This is a genomic window from Rhizomicrobium sp., from assembly GCF_056722145.1.
Window position 1 is genome coordinate 1 of record NZ_JBWZET010000199.1, and the last position, 15,087, is coordinate 15,087.

16 protein-coding genes and 1 tRNA gene are annotated in these 15,087 nt (G+C 64.4%); 6 read left to right on the plus strand and 11 right to left on the minus strand.

The features are described 5' to 3' along the window. The 4 genes from AC1P6P_RS10275 to hflX all read left to right on the plus strand — a co-directional run. Nucleotides 1-213 (plus strand): DUF559 domain-containing protein (locus tag AC1P6P_RS10275; protein WP_481402346.1); only part of this gene is annotated, 213 nt, incomplete at its 5' end. A gap of 121 nt (nucleotides 214-334) precedes the next feature. Continuing rightward, nucleotides 335-1,207, plus strand: a complete 873-nt coding sequence (locus AC1P6P_RS10280; protein ID WP_481402347.1) for a D-amino-acid transaminase — start codon at nucleotides 335-337, stop codon at nucleotides 1,205-1,207. 135 nt (nucleotides 1,208-1,342) lie between these two features. Beyond that, a complete protein-coding gene (gene hfq / locus AC1P6P_RS10285; protein WP_481402348.1) occupies nucleotides 1,343-1,591 on the plus strand; it encodes an RNA chaperone Hfq in 249 nt (82 codons plus the stop codon). 30 nt (nucleotides 1,592-1,621) lie between these two features. Then, nucleotides 1,622-2,938, plus strand: a complete 1,317-nt coding sequence (gene hflX / locus AC1P6P_RS10290) for a GTPase HflX (RefSeq protein WP_481402349.1) — start codon at nucleotides 1,622-1,624, stop codon at nucleotides 2,936-2,938. 224 nt (nucleotides 2,939-3,162) lie between these two features. Here hflX and mazG read toward each other — a convergent pair whose 3' ends face one another. Together mazG and AC1P6P_RS10300 are read right to left on the minus strand one after the other, a co-directional pair. Further along, nucleotides 3,163-3,963, minus strand: coding sequence for a nucleoside triphosphate pyrophosphohydrolase (gene mazG / locus AC1P6P_RS10295; RefSeq protein WP_481402350.1), 801 nt, complete (start codon nucleotides 3,961-3,963; stop codon nucleotides 3,163-3,165). A 42-nt stretch (nucleotides 3,964-4,005) separates the two neighbouring features. Continuing rightward, nucleotides 4,006-4,791, minus strand: coding sequence for a MerR family transcriptional regulator (locus AC1P6P_RS10300; protein WP_481402351.1), 786 nt, complete (start codon nucleotides 4,789-4,791; stop codon nucleotides 4,006-4,008). A 263-nt stretch (nucleotides 4,792-5,054) separates the two neighbouring features. Here AC1P6P_RS10300 and AC1P6P_RS10305 point away from each other — a divergent pair, with 263 nt between their 5' ends. Continuing rightward, nucleotides 5,055-5,267: a hypothetical protein gene (locus tag AC1P6P_RS10305; protein ID WP_481402352.1), complete on the plus strand. Its 213-nt coding sequence runs from the start codon at nucleotides 5,055-5,057 to the stop codon at nucleotides 5,265-5,267. A gap of 363 nt (nucleotides 5,268-5,630) precedes the next feature. Here AC1P6P_RS10305 and AC1P6P_RS10310 read toward each other — a convergent pair whose 3' ends face one another. From AC1P6P_RS10310 to AC1P6P_RS10340, 7 genes are all read right to left on the minus strand, one after another. After that, nucleotides 5,631-6,275 carry a phosphatase PAP2 family protein gene (locus tag AC1P6P_RS10310; RefSeq protein ID WP_481402353.1) on the minus strand — a complete coding sequence of 215 codons (645 nt, stop codon included), beginning with the start codon at nucleotides 6,273-6,275 and terminating at the stop codon, nucleotides 5,631-5,633. Next, nucleotides 6,272-7,093, minus strand: coding sequence for an MBL fold metallo-hydrolase (locus AC1P6P_RS10315; RefSeq protein ID WP_481402354.1), 822 nt, complete (start codon nucleotides 7,091-7,093; stop codon nucleotides 6,272-6,274). The genes AC1P6P_RS10310 and AC1P6P_RS10315 overlap by 4 nt, the downstream gene beginning before the upstream one ends. Beyond that, nucleotides 7,090-7,866 carry a TatD family hydrolase gene (locus tag AC1P6P_RS10320; protein WP_481402355.1) on the minus strand — a complete coding sequence of 259 codons (777 nt, stop codon included), beginning with the start codon at nucleotides 7,864-7,866 and terminating at the stop codon, nucleotides 7,090-7,092. The genes AC1P6P_RS10315 and AC1P6P_RS10320 overlap by 4 nt, the downstream gene beginning before the upstream one ends. A gap of 281 nt (nucleotides 7,867-8,147) precedes the next feature. After that, entirely contained in the window at nucleotides 8,148-9,203 is a 1,056-nt protein-coding gene (locus AC1P6P_RS10325) for a DNA polymerase III subunit delta' (RefSeq protein WP_481402356.1), read from the minus strand. Beyond that, nucleotides 9,203-9,838, minus strand: coding sequence for a dTMP kinase (gene tmk / locus AC1P6P_RS10330; protein WP_481402357.1), 636 nt, complete (start codon nucleotides 9,836-9,838; stop codon nucleotides 9,203-9,205). Before tmk ends, AC1P6P_RS10325 begins: the two co-directional genes overlap by 1 nt. After that, entirely contained in the window at nucleotides 9,839-11,047 is a 1,209-nt protein-coding gene (locus AC1P6P_RS10335) for a D-alanyl-D-alanine carboxypeptidase family protein (protein ID WP_481402358.1), read from the minus strand. A 28-nt stretch (nucleotides 11,048-11,075) separates the two neighbouring features. Next, nucleotides 11,076-12,020 carry a septal ring lytic transglycosylase RlpA family protein gene (locus AC1P6P_RS10340; RefSeq protein ID WP_481402359.1) on the minus strand — a complete coding sequence of 315 codons (945 nt, stop codon included), beginning with the start codon at nucleotides 12,018-12,020 and terminating at the stop codon, nucleotides 11,076-11,078. Nucleotides 12,021-12,178: 158 nt separating this feature from the next. On the opposite strand from AC1P6P_RS10340, the gene AC1P6P_RS10345 reads away from it, so the two are divergent. Continuing rightward, a tRNA-Ser gene (locus AC1P6P_RS10345) sits at nucleotides 12,179-12,268 on the plus strand. 134 nt (nucleotides 12,269-12,402) lie between these two features. On the opposite strand, the gene AC1P6P_RS10350 is transcribed toward AC1P6P_RS10345, so the two are convergent. Next, nucleotides 12,403-13,926, minus strand: a complete 1,524-nt coding sequence (locus AC1P6P_RS10350; protein WP_481402360.1) for a TolC family protein — start codon at nucleotides 13,924-13,926, stop codon at nucleotides 12,403-12,405. Then, nucleotides 13,913-15,087, minus strand: a 1,175-nt coding sequence (locus AC1P6P_RS10355; protein ID WP_481402361.1) for an FUSC family protein, incomplete at its 5' end; no start/stop codon positions are given. The genes AC1P6P_RS10350 and AC1P6P_RS10355, both read right to left, overlap by 14 nt.

A 15,087-nucleotide genomic window follows, 5' to 3' on the forward strand; every position in this document is an offset into this window, starting at 1 on the left:
CGTCACGCCCACGATCAACGCCGCGACGCCTATATGATCGCGCGCGGCTGGCACGTCATCCGGATCAGCAACGACCGGATCTACCGGGAACTCGGTCAGGTGCTGAACATGCTGTCCGAAGCACTCCCCCCTCCGTCGCTTCGCGACACCTCCCCCGCTATCATAAAATCACGCTGCGATAAGATTTCGACACCGCGTGGGAGGAAAGAGTAGTCTCCGCACCAACATCTTTCCTCCCCCGCGGTGCACCGAACGATGCGCCGCACACTGATGAAATAGCGGGGGAGGTGGCCCGTCAGGGCCGGAGGGGGGAATGAACATGAAGGCACACCCCATGAAATGGTCCCCGCGGAAGCCGCCCGGGCGCATCGCCTATGTCGATGGCCGCTATCTGCCGCATCATGCTGCCGGCGTGCATGTGGAAGATCGGGGCTTGCAGCTGGGCGACTCCATCTACGAGGTCTTCCGCATCGCCGCCGGCCGCTTCCTCGACGAAGCCGAGCATCTCGATCGCCTCGAACGCTCGCTGGGCGAGATCGAGATGGCGATGCCGGTGACCCGGGCCGCGCTGCAGCTCGTCTGCCGCGAGGTCGTCCGCCGCAACGCCGTCGCTGAGGGCCTGCTCTATATCCAGGTGACTCGTGGGGCCTTCCATCGTGATCACCCGATTCCAAGCGCCGCGGGAAAACCGACGCTGATCGTCACCGCCCACCGTCTCGACACCGGTGCCATTGCCCGCCGCCGCGCCGAGGGCGTCGCCGTCATCACCGCGCCCGATCAGCGTTGGGCGAGGTGCGACATTAAGACCACGCAATTGCTGGCCAATCTGCTCGCCAAAACAGCGGCGCGGCGGGCCGGTGCGTTCGAAGTCTGGTTCATCGATTCCGCCGGGTTCGTCACCGAAGGCGCCTCTACGACGGCCTGGATCGTCAGCCGCGACGGTGTTCTCATCACCCGCAACCTGAGCCGGGCGATCCTGCCCGGCGTGACCCGAAAAGTGCTGCTGCAAGCCGCTGCCGAAGCCGGAATTTCCATTGCGGAAAGGGCTTTCACCCCTGCCGAGGCGACCGCAGCGCGCGAAGCCTTCCTGACGGCGGCGTCGGCGGCGGCAATACCGATCGTCAAAATCGACGGCCATCCGGTGGGCGCGGGCGTGCCGGGACCATTAACCCGGCGGCTGGGCGATCTTTACGCCGCCAAGGCTTGAATTTGGCCGTTTTCCGGGGTTATGGGCTGATCAGCGAGTTTTCGCTTAAGGGTTTCAACTCGAGTCCGGAAACCCTTATGCTGTAGGAACACGCTTCGCGGGGGACGCGGGGCCAATAAGCAGACGGGTATAACGATGAGCGAAAAACAACAAAACCTGCAGGATACGTTTCTGAATGCAGTCCGGAAGTCGAAATCCTCTGTTACGATCTTTCTGGTGAACGGAGTGAAGCTTCAGGGAAACATCACCTGGTTCGACAATTTCTGCGTGCTGCTGCGCCGGGATGGCCAGGCCCAGCTGGTGTACAAGCACGCGATTTCGACCGTCATGCCGATGGGGCCGGTACAGCTCCAGGAGCAGGAAACGGTCGTGGAAACTGCTTAAACCTTGAGCGTGACTGAAGAGATTGGCGCCGTGCGTCCGCGCACGGCCATCGTCGTGCATATTGAGCCCAAGTCCCGCGTCGATAGCTTCGACCGCGATGCGGAAGCGCGCCTGTCGGAAGCGGTCGGCCTGACCGCCGCGATCGGGCTCAATGTCGTTTCCCGCCACATCGTCCCCCTTGGCCGGGCGACGCCGGCGACCCTGATGGGCTCGGGCAAAGTGGAAGAGATCGCCGCCGATTGCCGGGATGTCGAGCCCGAGGTGGTGATCGTCAACGCCGCGTTATCGCCGGTGCAGCAGCGCAACCTCGAAAAGGAGTGGTCCTCCAAAGTGCTGGACCGCACCGCGCTGATCCTGGAAATTTTCGGCGAGCGGGCGCGCACCCGGGAAGGCCGGCTTCAGGTCGAGCTGGCGCACCTGACCTATCAGCGTTCGCGGCTGGTGCGATCGTGGACCCATCTCGAGCGCCAGCGCGGCGGCTTCGGCTTCCTCGGCGGCCCGGGCGAAACTCAGATTGAAACCGACCGGCGGCTGATCGGCGAGCGGCTGGCCAAGATCCGGCGCGAAATTGAAGGCGTCAAGCGTACCCGGGCGCTGCAGCGGCGGGCCCGCCGGCGGGTGCCATTCCCGGTGATCGCGCTGGTCGGCTACACCAACGCCGGCAAGTCGACCCTGTTCAACAGACTGACCGACGCCAAGGTGTTTGCCAAGGACGTCCTGTTCGCCACCCTCGACCCAACCATGCGCGGGCTGAAGCTGCCGAACGGCACCAAGGTGATCCTGTCGGATACGGTGGGCTTCATCGCCGACCTGCCGCACGAGCTGGTCGCCGCCTTTCGCGCCACCCTGGAAGAGGTGCTGGAAGCCGACCTCGTCGTCCACGTCCGCGACTGTGCTCACCTGGAATCTGAAGCACAAAAGGGGGACGTTCTTAAAGTTCTGTCTGAGCTGGGGATAGAATTGGGGGTCGATCGGCCGAGCGTGGAAGTCCTCAACAAGGTCGACCTGCTCGAGCCTGAGGTCGCCGATGCGCTGCTCGACCCGCCACCGCGGGCTGGGCTGCCGGTCGCCGTTTCCGCCAAGACCGGCGAGGGGGTGGCCGCGCTTCTGGCCCGCTTCGAGGCCGATCTGTCCAATGCCAACATTCACTTCACCCTGACCCTCAGCGCCGCCGACGGCGAGGCTCTGGCGTGGATTTACCGCCATGGGCAGGTGCTGGAGAAGGTCTACAACGACGACGCCACGGTCGACCTGACGGTGTCCGTCACCCCCGCCGAATTGGAAAAATTCGACCACCGCTTCGGCGAAAAAATGCTTATGGGGCAGGGGGAAGCGGCAGAGTCTTAAAGCCCGCGGCCCCGTCTTTCCTTCCCCGCGGTGAGAAGGCCGTTGAGCCGCTCGATGAAGAAATAGCGGGGGAGGTGCTGAGCGCAAGCGAAGCGGAGGGGGGACTGCTCTGACGCTTGACTGATCCCCCTCCGTCGCTTCGCGACACCTCCCTTGCTCTTCAAACACCTCGCAGGATCAAAGGCTTGCGCTCCGCGGGGGAGGAAAGAGGTTCCCCCTATTCGCTATTCGCTATTCGCCTCTCCCTTTTTCGCCTCCACCCAAAGCGCTTCCATCTCGTCCAGCGAGGCCTCGGCGCAGGACCGGTCTTTCGCTTTAAGTTCGGTCTCGATGTAGCCGAATCGCCTGACGAATTTGGCATTCGCGGACCGCAGCGCCTTCTCCGGGTCCACCTTCAAATGACGGGCGAGGTTGGCGACCACGAACAACAGGTCGCCGACTTCTTCCTCGAGCTTTTCGGGTCCGGCGCCGGCCGCCTGGGCGTCGCAGATTTCGGTCGCCTCCTCGGTCAGCTTTTCCACCACCTTCGGGGCACTATCCCAATCGAATCCGACCTTTGCCGCGCGCTTTTGAAGTTTCTCCGCACGCATCAGCGCGGGCAGGGCGATGGGCACATCGTCGAGGATCGAGGCGTGCTTGGCGGCTCGTTCGCGCGCCTTCAGCGCCTCCCAGGCGTCGGTCTGAGCTGCCGCGTCGCCCGGCTTTTCGACATCGCCGAAGACATGCGGATGACGGGCGATCATTTTTCCGACCAATGTTGACACCACCTGCTGGAAGTCGAAAAGCCCAGCTTCTTCCGCCATCCGGGCATGGAAAACGACCTGGAACAGCAGGTCGCCAAGCTCCTCCTTGATGTGCTGCGGCTCGCCATCTTCGATCGCCGCGGCGACCTCATAGGCTTCTTCGATGGTATAGGGCGCGATGGTCGCGAAGGTCTGGTCCTTGTCCCAGGGGCAGCCGTGGTTGGGATCGCGCAGCCGCGCCATGAGCGCCAGGAGTCCGGGGATGTCGTCGGTGATGGTCATCCCCGGATAAAGCGGCTTCGGCCCGGCGACGGCAAGGCCGGTTCAGCGATTTTCCTGTGCCTTCAACAGCCGGATCGAGGCGTTGACGAAGCTGAACATCTCGCGCGTCGCCGGCAGGCGGGCGGCCGTCGCGGGATCGGCGAAGGCATCGCTCCAGACGCCGGTGACCTTGCTTTCCATCTCGGGATCGCCGCCGGTGAAAGCGTCCACCATGGCTTTCCACCGCCGGGCCAGGTCGAGGGCTTCGGGCGAGGCCGGATCGCCGCTGGCCATCACGCGTTCGGCCTCGACGAACAATTCTTGCCAAACGCCCGCGGCATCCGGGTGATCCTTGGCGCGGGCCCCGATCTGGACCCGGTCTGATAGAGTAAAATGCTTCTCCATCATTGGCTTGAGGGCCGCTCCTAATTCGGCCTGAGTGACTTTGGTGGTCATGGTAGTCTCCGTTGTGAGATTGGTGAGATCGTCAACGGAAAGATGGTCGCCCTTGGCCAGCCGCGCCCGCGCCGTACCGATCAGCGCCAGCGCCCGGCTGATGCGCGCCGCTTCGCGTCCCAGCACCGTCTGCTGCAGCGCCAGGATCGCGTCCAGCGACGCCAGCGTGCCGTGGACGAGGCCGGCGATCCGCGACAGCGGCAGTCCGAGCCGCTTCAGCGCCAGCACCTGATGGAGGCGCGCGATCTCGGCCGGCCCATAGGCGCGGTAGCCATTGGCGGCGCGGATCGGCGTCACCAGGCCGTGGCGCTCATAGAGCTTCAGCGCCTTGGTCGAGAGGCCAAGCTTGGCCGCAGCTTCGGCTGGGCTGAGATGGGTGTCGGGCGTGTCCATAAGGCTTCATCGTTCGTGACCACGCCACCTGTGAAGGTGGACCTAAGGGGCAGGTCAAGCCCAAACGCCGCTCCGAACCCGAAGATTTCCGCCGCCCAGCCCATCCTTAATTCGTATAAGATATATTATGGGAAATACAGTCACGATGGACCCGCCGAAACCGCGCCTTGCCGAATTTCGGCATCGCCCATGCTGGATTATCTCCTGGGACCGTGGTCCATCCGAGGTATACTGCGTTTTGCTTCTGAACTGAGGAGCCTGCCATGCCCAAAAAGCCCACTGACGGCGAAACGCCCGCCGAGTCCGAGCTACCCGTCGCGCAGCATCTGCACGATGAAACCAAGCGCCCGCTCAAGGCGCCGATCGGTGGCATTCCGCCGAATATCGCCGAGCAATTCCCCAGCAAGGGCGGCAAAGGCCATTTCAACGCCCAGTCCCACGGCAAAGGCCGCAATTTCCGCCACCAAGGACGGTAATCGCCCCAAAAAACCTGTCGTCCCGGACGCGCCCAGGCCGATCTATCCATCTGGCATAACGGCGCGATCCGGGACCCACGGCCAAATCTGACTTGCGTCGGGGTTGGTCCAGGTTCGGCGCGCTTTCTCGCACCATGTGCTCCGAAGCGCTTGGCCGGGATGACAGATTAAATTGCGCCACCCTGCCCGCGGAACTGCGACCATTTCTCGTCTCGGGCGAGGGGGCTCGGGCAGGGTGAAGCGCCCTATCCCATTGCCCTGCCCCGCAAATTCGGCACGCCTGCGACAAAGTGTGCGCATCGGAAAAACTCTCTTGAACTCTGCGGGAGGTTTCCCCATTTCCAGTACATCCCGACAATTGGATCAGGACGTCTTGCTGCGCTCGTGCGCCAGCCAGATTTCGGCCGCCATCAGCCCGGCGGTGATGCCCTCGAAGGTCCCGGCCAGCACGTCGCTGACGAAATGGAACGAGCCGGCGATCAGCAATCCCGCCGCCAGGGCCAGCGCGGCCGCCAGCGGCAGGACAGTTTTGGGATAGTGCCGCATCAACACCCCGGCGAAGGCGCCGGCGAGCGCCATGTGCCCCGACGGGAAGCTGGAATCCGGCGTGCCTTCGAGGAAATGGGCCGCGTGCGGCCAGCCGGTCAGGACATAGCCCGCCGGCAGCACGCCGAACATCGGCTTCAGCACGGCGGCATTGATGGCATAGGCACAGATCGAGGCGATACAAGCCGCGGCCACCGCCTTGCTCAGCGGCGAAATGGTGCCGCGCACCACACGGATGACGGCGATGGTCAGGAAAACCGCGGTTTCCAGGGTAATGAGAATGGCGCTGCCGAGGCCTTTGCCGAGCACCAGCAGATGCGGCGACCAGCGCGCCACGATCGCCAGCACCGGAAGATCGACATGCTTGAACGAGAATGCCACCGCAATGGCCGTCGCCAGCATCACCGCCAGCCAGACGCGGACCGGCTTGGACCGGGGATCAAACAGATTCAGCAGGATCAAACCTCCGCCCGCACCCTGAGCCCATCGTACGCAGGTTCCACCCCTGCGGGAAGAGCCGCTTGCAGCGCCGCATAATCGAGATCCTGATGCAGATTGGTCAGCACCGCCTGGTCGGGCTTCAGCCGCGCGATCCAGTCCAGCGCCAGGCCGACATGGGCGTGGCTCGGATGTGGCTTGTGGCGCAGCGCGTCGACGATCCAGACCTTGGTGCCGTCCAGCACCTGGAACGCGGCGTCGTCCAGCTTGTTGACGTCGGGCGAATAGGCCACCGGCCCGAAGCGGAAACCGACCGAGCGCACGCTGCCGTGCTGCTGCCAGAACGGATGCACCGGAAGAGGGCCCCCTGCCCCGGCGATTTCGAACGGCACGAACGGCTCCGGAATAATGTGGAGATTGCAGATCGCGGGATAGCCGCTGCCCGCCGGCTGCGTGAAGCAATAGCCGAAGCGGCGCATCAGGGTGTTGGCGGTTTCGCTGTCGGCCCAGACTTCCACCCGCCGTTTGGTGTGGTGCGCAATCTGACGCAAATCGTCGAAGCCGTGAATCTGGTCGGCATGGTCGTGGCTGATCAGCACCGCGTCGACATCGGCGACCCGCGCCGCCAGCAGCTGCGTCCGCATATCGGGCGCGGTATCGACCAGCACGCGGGTGACGCCCGTATCGCTCCGCCGTTCGACCAGCACGGAGCAGCGCGTGCGATAGTTTTTCGGATTGGCGGGATCGCACTTGCCCCAATCGCCGCCAAGATCGGGACCGCCCAGCCGCGGCACGCCGGCCGAGGAGCCGCAGCCCAGCACGGTGAGCACGATCTCGCTCATGCCGCCGCCTTCGTGAACAGGCGGAAGAAGTTTTCTGTGGTGCGCGCCGCGATCTCGTCGGGCGACACGCCTTTCAGGCTCGCGAGCAGCGCCGCCGTATGGGTGACGAAGCTCGGCTCGTTGCGTTTGCCGCGGTGCGGGATCGGCGCCAGATACGGCGCGTCGGTTTCCACCAGCAGCCGATCCATGGGCACGTCTTTGAAAATGTCGCGCAACGCTTCGGCGGTCTTGAAGGTGATGATGCCCGAGGCGGAAACATAAAGGCCTAGTCGCAGTCCCGCTTCCGCCAGTTTCGCCGTGCCCGAAAAGCAATGCAGCACGCCGGTGAACGGCGCCCGTTTCATTTTCTCTTCCAGCATGGCGATGGTGTCGTCTTCGGCGTCGCGGGTATGAATGATCAGCGGCAGGCCGGTTTCCTGCACCGCATCGATGTGAACCAGGAAATTGGTGGCCTGCTCGGCGCGCGGGCTCTTGTCGTAATAATAGTCGAGCCCGGTTTCGCCGATGCCGATCACCTTGGGGTGCTTGGTGTGTTCCACCAGCACCGTCGCATCGGTCAAGGGTTCCGTTGCGGCGTCATGGGGATGAACGCCGACCGAGCACCAGACGTTGTCGTAGCGTTCCGCCACCGCCAGGGTTTTCGGAAAGGTGGAGAGTCTCGTCCCGATGGTGACGCAAGCTCCGACGCCAGCGGCGCGGGCCCGTTCGACCGGTGCATCGCCTTCGGCGGCGAAACTGTCGTATTCGAGATGGCAATGGCTATCGACGAGCATCAAAGACTCCGGCCCTGGCCTGCCAGGGAGTTCAGGAACTTGGTATCCCGATGCGCCATTGCCCGCAACAGCCGCACTCTTTCCTCCCCCGCGGTGAATAAATTTTACGCCGCGCGATCGCGAAATAGCGGGGGAGGTGCTGAAAGAGCGAAGCGAAAGAAGCGGAGGGGGGACTGACTTGGCGCCGGAGCAATTCCCCCCTCCGTCGCTTCGCGCCACCTCCCCCGCGGTTTCAACGCAGTGCGGCTTCGAAGCCGAAACACCGCGGGGGAGGAAAGATGTTAAACCGTTCCAGCACGCCGCGCGGTGGCGTTCAAGTCCCGCGTCGCGCTGATCAGGGTTTGTTTGGGATCGAGATGGATGGCGCTGGTGCGGGCGAACGAACGGCTGAGGCGGTCGAGGGCATCGACCCATTTGTTCATGCCGGGCTGTCCGGCAAGGGCGCGGGCGCGGATTCGCGTCGTCAGGTTTTGCAGCAGGAAATCGCCGAGCATGTCGAGGCCATCGGTGATGCGCGCCAGCCGGTCGGCGAGCGCCGTCACGGCAACGATGTCGGGTGCCGAAGCGCGATCGATCAACCGGGCCGCGTCCTGGGCGAGGGCGATGCCTTCCCCGCCGGCCAGTCGTACTGCTACGCCGAGCGATCCGCCCGCCAGCGCCACCAGCGCCGCGCGGTCGGAGGAGTCCGGCAGGAGGTTCTGAAGTTCCGCCGCCATATCGGCGTCGCCGAGCGGCCGGAGGGTTAATCGCTGACACCGCGAGCGGATGGTCGGCAGGAGTCTGCCCGGAGTGTGAGTCAAAAGCAGCAGCATCGCTTTTGCCGGCGGCTCTTCGAGCAGTTTCAGCAGCGCGTTGGCGGCGTTGTCGTTCATGTCGTCGGCGGTATCGACGATCACCACACGCCAGCCACCGGCGCCCGAGGTCATGCCGAAGAAGGAATTCAGCCGGCTCATTTCCGCGACGCCGAGCACCGTCATCAGTTTGCCGGTGTCCGGATTGGTGCCGCGCTTCAACACCAGAAGGCCCGGATGCGACCCTGCCGTCACCTGCACCGCTGCCGGATCGTTCGCCGGCACCGACAAATCCTCCGGCCCTTCGGCGGTGGCGCCGTAGGCGAGGAGATAGCGCGCAATGCGATACGCCATCGTCGCCTTGCCGACACCCGGCGGTCCGCACATCAGCCACGCTTGCGGCGGCCGCTTGCCACGCAGGGCGCGCGATACCACCGCCAGCGCCGCGTCCTGCCCAACCAGCCGCGTCGCCTCGCGCGGATGCGGCGCATTGGGAGCGCGGTCGAGCTCAACAGTTTCGGTGACGCGAGGTTTGCGCGGCGCCATCACTTCACCCGGAACCGTTTCTTGACCGTCTGCCACACTTCGTCCGCCACGTCGTCAATCTCGCGATCGGCGGGAATGACAACGCAGCGGGCGGAATTGCGCCGGGCAATATCGAGAAAGCTTTTGCGCATCCGCTCATGGAACGCGACATCCATCTCCTCGAACCGCGTCTCGGTATTGCCGGCGCGCGCGACCGAGCGTTGCAGCCCGATCTCCACCGGCATGTCGAGGATCAGCGTCAGTTCCGGCTTGAAGTCGTCGATCGCGATCGCCTCGATGCGCCGCACGGTTTCGCGCGCCAGACCGCGGCCGCCGCCCTGATAGGCATAGGAGGAATCCGAATAGCGGTCCGAGATCACCCATTTGCCTTGGGCGAGCGCCGGCTTGATCAGGCGTTCGGTGTGATCGGCGCGCGCGGCATAGAACAGCAGCGCTTCGGTCAACGGATTCCACCGCGCCGGATCGCCCTTGAGCACGAGGTTGCGGATTTCCTCGGCTCCCGGCGATCCGCCCGGCTCGCGCGTGACGATGGTGGCGACCTTCTTGGCCTCCAGTGTCGCCGCCAGCCGCTTGATTTGCGTCGACTTGCCGGTGCCCTCGCCGCCTTCGAAGGTGATGAAGCGTCCCTGCTTCACTTACTTCTTGCCTCCGAACATCGCTTTGATGCCGGTGAACATGCGCGCGAAGATGTTTTCGCGGCCGACATCTTCGGTAGCGTAGGCCGGCACGGTCAGGGTCGGGAAATCCGGCGCGCTGACGGTGATCGTTCCGACCTGCTGGCCTTGTTTGATCGGCGCCATCACTGGCGACGTCGATTTGATCGTCACCACCATCTTCTGGCGGCTGTCGACCTGCAGCGTTACCGCCAGCGGCTTGCCGACGGTCACCGGCACGCTCGTCTGCGAACCGCCGGCCACGGCCACGGTTCCGGCGACTTCGTTGGCCTTGAACAACTGATAGGAGCGGAATTCGCGGAACGCCATGCCAAGCAGCCGGGCGGCTTCGTCGCCACGACGGATTTCGGCGAAATAATCGGCGGTGCGCGGATCGCGCTTGTCGAGATCGGGATAACGCAGGCCGTTGAGCACCAGGATCAGCCGATGCCCGCCCTGCACCGCCGAAACCGTGACGCCATAGCCCGCCAGGTCGGTGTGGCCGGTCTTGAGGCCATCGGTGCCGGGGAATTTCTGCAGCGCCTGATTGTGGTTGGGCTGGGTGATTTCATGCACCCGCCCCTTCCCGTCGGTATCGCGCACCGTGTAGCTGCGAATGCCGAAATAGCGATAGTTCTGCGGATAATCGGTGATCAGATGGCGCGCCAGCTTGGCGAGATCGTAGGCCGTCATGGTCTGGCCGGCGGGTTCCGGCAGCCCGTCCGGATTGACGAAATGCGAGCCGTTGAGGCCGAGTTCGCGGGCGCGCTTGTTCATCAGATCGACGAAGCCGTCGACCGATCCGCCGAGCGCTTCGGCGACCACGATGCAGGCGTCATTGCCCGAAACCACGATGATGCGCTGGATCAGGTCGTCGACCGCCAGTTGATCGCCGACACGGACGAAGCCTTTCGACCCGGCGGTGCGCCAGGCGCGTTCCGAGACCGTGAACTTGTCGGTGAGCTTCACCCGGCCGTCCTTGATGCGCTGGAACAGGAGTTCGAGCGTCATCAGCTTCGACATCGACGCCGGTGCCATCGGCGCAAAGCCATCCTTGGCCCACAGCACCTGCCCGGTTTCCGCATCCATCAACAGAGCGTGTTCCGCGCTGGTGCTCATCACGGCGCGGGCGGGCGCGGCGACAACACCGAGAACGGCGACAATGGCGAAAAGAATGCGCAAGCGCGACATGAACAAAACTCCCGAAAAGCAAAGCGATCTATGGGTCGACGACAATGTGCGCGTCGGCGGCGCCGAGACCCATCAGCCTCGACAGCGCGGCATCGGCATCATCGGTCGTCGCAAACGGACCCGAACGCACTCTATAGAGTGTTTGTCCGTTCCGTTGAATGGCGGAAATGTTCACATCCGAGCCGAGACGCGCCGCCAGCCGTGCGGCGTTGGCGTAATTGGAGAAGGCGCCGAGCTGGACGAAGAGATGCGTCACCGGCGGCACCGGCACACTCGTCACCTGCCCGCTTGGCAATCCGCTGGCGTCGCCCGATCCGATCGATTCCGGAGCAGCGGGCTGGGGCAAGGCGTTGAGCGGTTTCTGGGAGGCTTGGCGGGTGCCTGGAATCGTCGGCAGGGTGCCGGTTTCAACCTTGCCGGTCTCGACCGGCGCCGGTGCCGTCTTGGCTTCTTCGGGCGTTGCGACGCCGAAGGGCTGCGGTTGACCGGTGGGAAGGTCGGCGCGCGCGACATACTGGACCCGCACGCGGGCGGTTCCCTTTTCGAAGAAGCCGAGCAGTTTGGCGGCGCGTTCCGACAGATCGATGACGCGCCCGGCCGCGAACGGCCCGCGGTCGTTGACCCGGACCACCAGCGAGCGCCCGTTTTCGAGATTGGTTATGCGGACATTCACCGGCAGCGGCAGCGTCTTGTGGGCGCCGGTCAAATCCTGGGAGGTGAACAGCTCGCCGTCAGCGGTGGGCTTGCCGTAGAAGCCGGGCCCGTACCACGAAGCGATGCCGGTTTCGTCATAGTCGGGCTGTTCGCGCGGGTAATACCAGATGCCGCCGATCTGGTACGGCTGGCCGACCCGGTAAACGCCGGCGTTGGCCGGAACCGACACCTGCGGCTGTTCGGCCGGCGGCGTTTGGCACCCCGCTGCCAAGGCGGCAAGCAGCACTCCGGCACAGGCCTTTCCCGGTAATCCACGCATCGTTGCGGAATCAGCCCCAAATGGTTGGCCCAATTGGTAAAGGATGGCGCCCCGATACGGAAGACCTGTTGCCGGTCCGCCGCGGCATTCCCAGCGATTTCAGGCTATTGTGCTCGCCTTGCACGGCCGCCCCAGCCCGGCTATCTGGTTGGCGTCGCGGATGGGTGGCAGAGCGGTCTATTGCGCCGGTCTTGAAAACCGGAGGCCCTTCACGGGGCCCGGGGGTTCGAATCCCTCCCCATCCGCCAGCTAAGGTCCTGACGCGCAGTAGTATCCCAGCGTCTTCAACCGTTCGATGAAATACCCTTTGCGGGCGTGGCACTCGCGGATTGCGGACAAGCGGTGGCTGAAGCCCGCGGTTGCTCGTCAGCGATGATCCAGGTCATGGCGGCGCCGATGTAAGTGCCCCGGCCGAAAGCGCCAGGGTTGCGGCGGCAGAGAGAGCGTTGCTGTAAGCGTCGGTTTCGGCGTTCTTGGCCTGCAGCAACTGGCTTTCGGCCAGTGTGAGGTCGGTGATGGAGCCGACACCCTGGCGGTAAGCGGCAAGCGCCGCATTGAATGTGGTCTGGGCCGCACTCACGAGGGCGTTCGAGGCCTCGTACGCGGCCAGGCTGGTCTTCACGGCATTTCCCGCCGAGACGATTTCGCGAATGGCCTCGTCGCGGACTTGCCGCAAGGCGGCATCGGTCTTGTCGCTGTCGGTTCGGGCCTGTTCCACAAGCGCATCGCGCAAACCGCCGTCATAGATCGGAACCCTCACGCCGGCGAGAATGGTCGCGCCCCATTGGTGGTTGGACAGATTGACGGTCGGCGCTTCCTGACCGATGCCGGGAAGAGCCGTTACGGCGAGCCCGCCCGTTGCATAGGAGCCCGTCGCCGAAACAAAGAATTTTGGCAGGTACTCCGCCTCGGCAGCGCGCAAACCCGCAAGGCTGGCGCGGTGTGCGGCATAGGCGGTCAGCATATCAGGCCTACGGGTGAGCGCTTGCGAGACAATGCGTTCCACCGGCTGCATCATTGCCCCGGTCAGCTTCCGGTCCCCGACATCGGCGATCGTGATCGCGGTGAGCGGCGAGATGCCCATGGCCGCGAGGAGATTGAGATAGGCGTTCTGCGCGGCGCCCTGGGCCTCGACCAGAGCAAACCGCGCCTGGGCCGTGCCTTGGCGGGCTTGCGAGACTTCGATGACCGTTGCCACGCCGTGCTTGAAGCGCGCTTCCGCCGCCGCTTGGATATCTTGGGCATTCTTCAGGGCCTTGGTCGCCGCTTCGGCGCGCGACTCGGCGGCGGCGCGAGCGTAGAATGCGAGACTGACCTTGTAGATCACCTGCTGATGCGCGGCGGTGAAAGCGATATTGAAGCCAACCGACCCCTGCTCGGCCGCCTCCACCGTGGCCGAGCGCTTCCCGAAATCGAACAACAGCCATTCGAGCGACAGCGACGAGATGGACCCGTTCGAGGTGACGTCGCTGCCGGCGCCGAAGCTGAGCGCCGCATTGCGGCCGTGACCGGTTTGATATCCGCCGATCACGCTTCCCGTCAACCGGGGAAGATAGGCGCTTTTTGCGATGCCGGTAGCGAGGGCGGCATTCCTCGCATCGTCCCAGGCAATCCGCGTGGCCGGATTGTTGGATTGCGCCATGTCGATCAGCTCGGCGAGGGTGTAGGCGTGGCCTTGCTTGAGCGGCGGAGGCGGCGGTATCTCGGCCAAACTTGTATTTCGCGGCAAAGCGTAATCGCCGCTCGATTGCTGCTCGTCTGCCGGCGCGGAAATGATCTCGCCACCAGTGTTGGTGGGGGCCGCCCATGGATGATCGGCGCTGGCAGGCGCCAGTTCCAACGACGACGTGGCGCACCCGGCGAGGAACAGCGGGACGACGGCAATGGCGATCTCAAACCGGCGCATGCGTGGCCTCCGCGACATCGTTTTCCAGCGTACGGAGGCGATCTTCGACAACGGCTTCCACTGCTCCCTCGCGAGGCAGCATCCCTGTTCCACCGGATGCCAGAACAGTGAGCCGCTCCGCAAAAGGTGTGGCGTCACCCTGCTCGGCCAACACAAACAGCGCGGGGGCAAGACGATCGATATCGGCGGCGATGCGGCTGCGGCTATCGAGCCATGCACGCGACGGACGGATCGCCACCGGTTCGTAATGCACAAGATTGATATCGTCCTCGACGACGGCCAGCGCAGCCTCGACGTTGGCGGTAAGTCCGCGGCGCAGGCAGACATTGGCCTCCCGCGCCACCGCAGCCAGCGACCGCACGAGATCGGAAAGACCCTTCGCGATCCGAGGTTTGAGACTTACCGGCCACAGATGCGCGAACACGACGTAGGCAACGAAGTTCCCGAGCAAGATTCCGACGACGCGATCGCGCGCCACGACCATATCGAAAGACGGCGCGGCGCCTTGAATCACACACATGAAGTAGGCGAGCGCGATCTGGAATCCGGCATAGGCGATGCGCGGCGGTCCCGCGGCCACCCAGGCCGAGATGAACGCGCCGATGAACACGACCGCGAGCAGCGCCGTGATCGACGTAAAATACGGCACGAGGAAGATCATGACGGCAAGGCCCATGACGGCGCCGACGATGCAACCCAGAATGCGCAACGTGAGCTTCTCGACGGTCTCGGCCATGGTCGCGAGCGAGACGATGTAGCAGGTGAGCAGACTGGTATGAATGCCCGGCCAACTCAGCAGCGAATAAAGCAGATAGCAGAACATCGCTGCGGCGGTCGTTTTGAGCGCGTAGCGGATGTGATCGGGATTGGAGAAGGCGTCGGGCAGGAAAAATCCCGCCTTCTGCTTGGGCGCCGCCGGGGCGGCGGGCAGCTCCGCAAAGCAGGACAGCGCTTCGGTAATCTCGCGATAGGCGGCCGACGCAAGTTCCGGCAGATCCTCCGTGCCCATCGGCACGATCGCTACCGGACAGGCTCCACGCTGCAGTTCGTCCGCCATTGCGGACACCATCCGGGCGAGCCGCGCACGATGTCCTTCCGGCAGCATCGCGCCCGGCGTCTGCCGCATGAAATCAATGGCAAGCAGCACGGCCATGCTGGCAG

Excerpts from the sequence above, each read along its gene's own strand:
- AC1P6P_RS10280 (WP_481402347.1), top strand. The coding sequence starts at position 335 with ATGAAATGGTCCCCGCGGAAGCCGCCCGGGCGCATCGCCTATGTCGAT.
- hfq (WP_481402348.1), top strand. The coding sequence starts at position 1,343 with ATGAGCGAAAAACAACAAAACCTGCAGGATACGTTTCTGAATGCAGTC.
- mazG (WP_481402350.1), bottom strand. The coding sequence starts at position 3,963 with ATGACCATCACCGACGACATCCCCGGACTCCTGGCGCTCATGGCGCGG.
- AC1P6P_RS10300 (WP_481402351.1), bottom strand. The coding sequence starts at position 4,791 with ATGGACACGCCCGACACCCATCTCAGCCCAGCCGAAGCTGCGGCCAAG.
- AC1P6P_RS10305 (WP_481402352.1), top strand. The coding sequence starts at position 5,055 with ATGCCCAAAAAGCCCACTGACGGCGAAACGCCCGCCGAGTCCGAGCTA.
- AC1P6P_RS10315 (WP_481402354.1), bottom strand. The coding sequence starts at position 7,093 with ATGAGCGAGATCGTGCTCACCGTGCTGGGCTGCGGCTCCTCGGCCGGC.
- AC1P6P_RS10320 (WP_481402355.1), bottom strand. The coding sequence starts at position 7,866 with ATGCTCGTCGATAGCCATTGCCATCTCGAATACGACAGTTTCGCCGCC.
- AC1P6P_RS10325 (WP_481402356.1), bottom strand. The coding sequence starts at position 9,203 with ATGGCGCCGCGCAAACCTCGCGTCACCGAAACTGTTGAGCTCGACCGC.
- AC1P6P_RS10335 (WP_481402358.1), bottom strand. The coding sequence starts at position 11,047 with ATGTCGCGCTTGCGCATTCTTTTCGCCATTGTCGCCGTTCTCGGTGTT.
- AC1P6P_RS10340 (WP_481402359.1), bottom strand. The coding sequence starts at position 12,020 with ATGCGTGGATTACCGGGAAAGGCCTGTGCCGGAGTGCTGCTTGCCGCC.
- AC1P6P_RS10350 (WP_481402360.1), bottom strand. The coding sequence starts at position 13,926 with ATGCGCCGGTTTGAGATCGCCATTGCCGTCGTCCCGCTGTTCCTCGCC.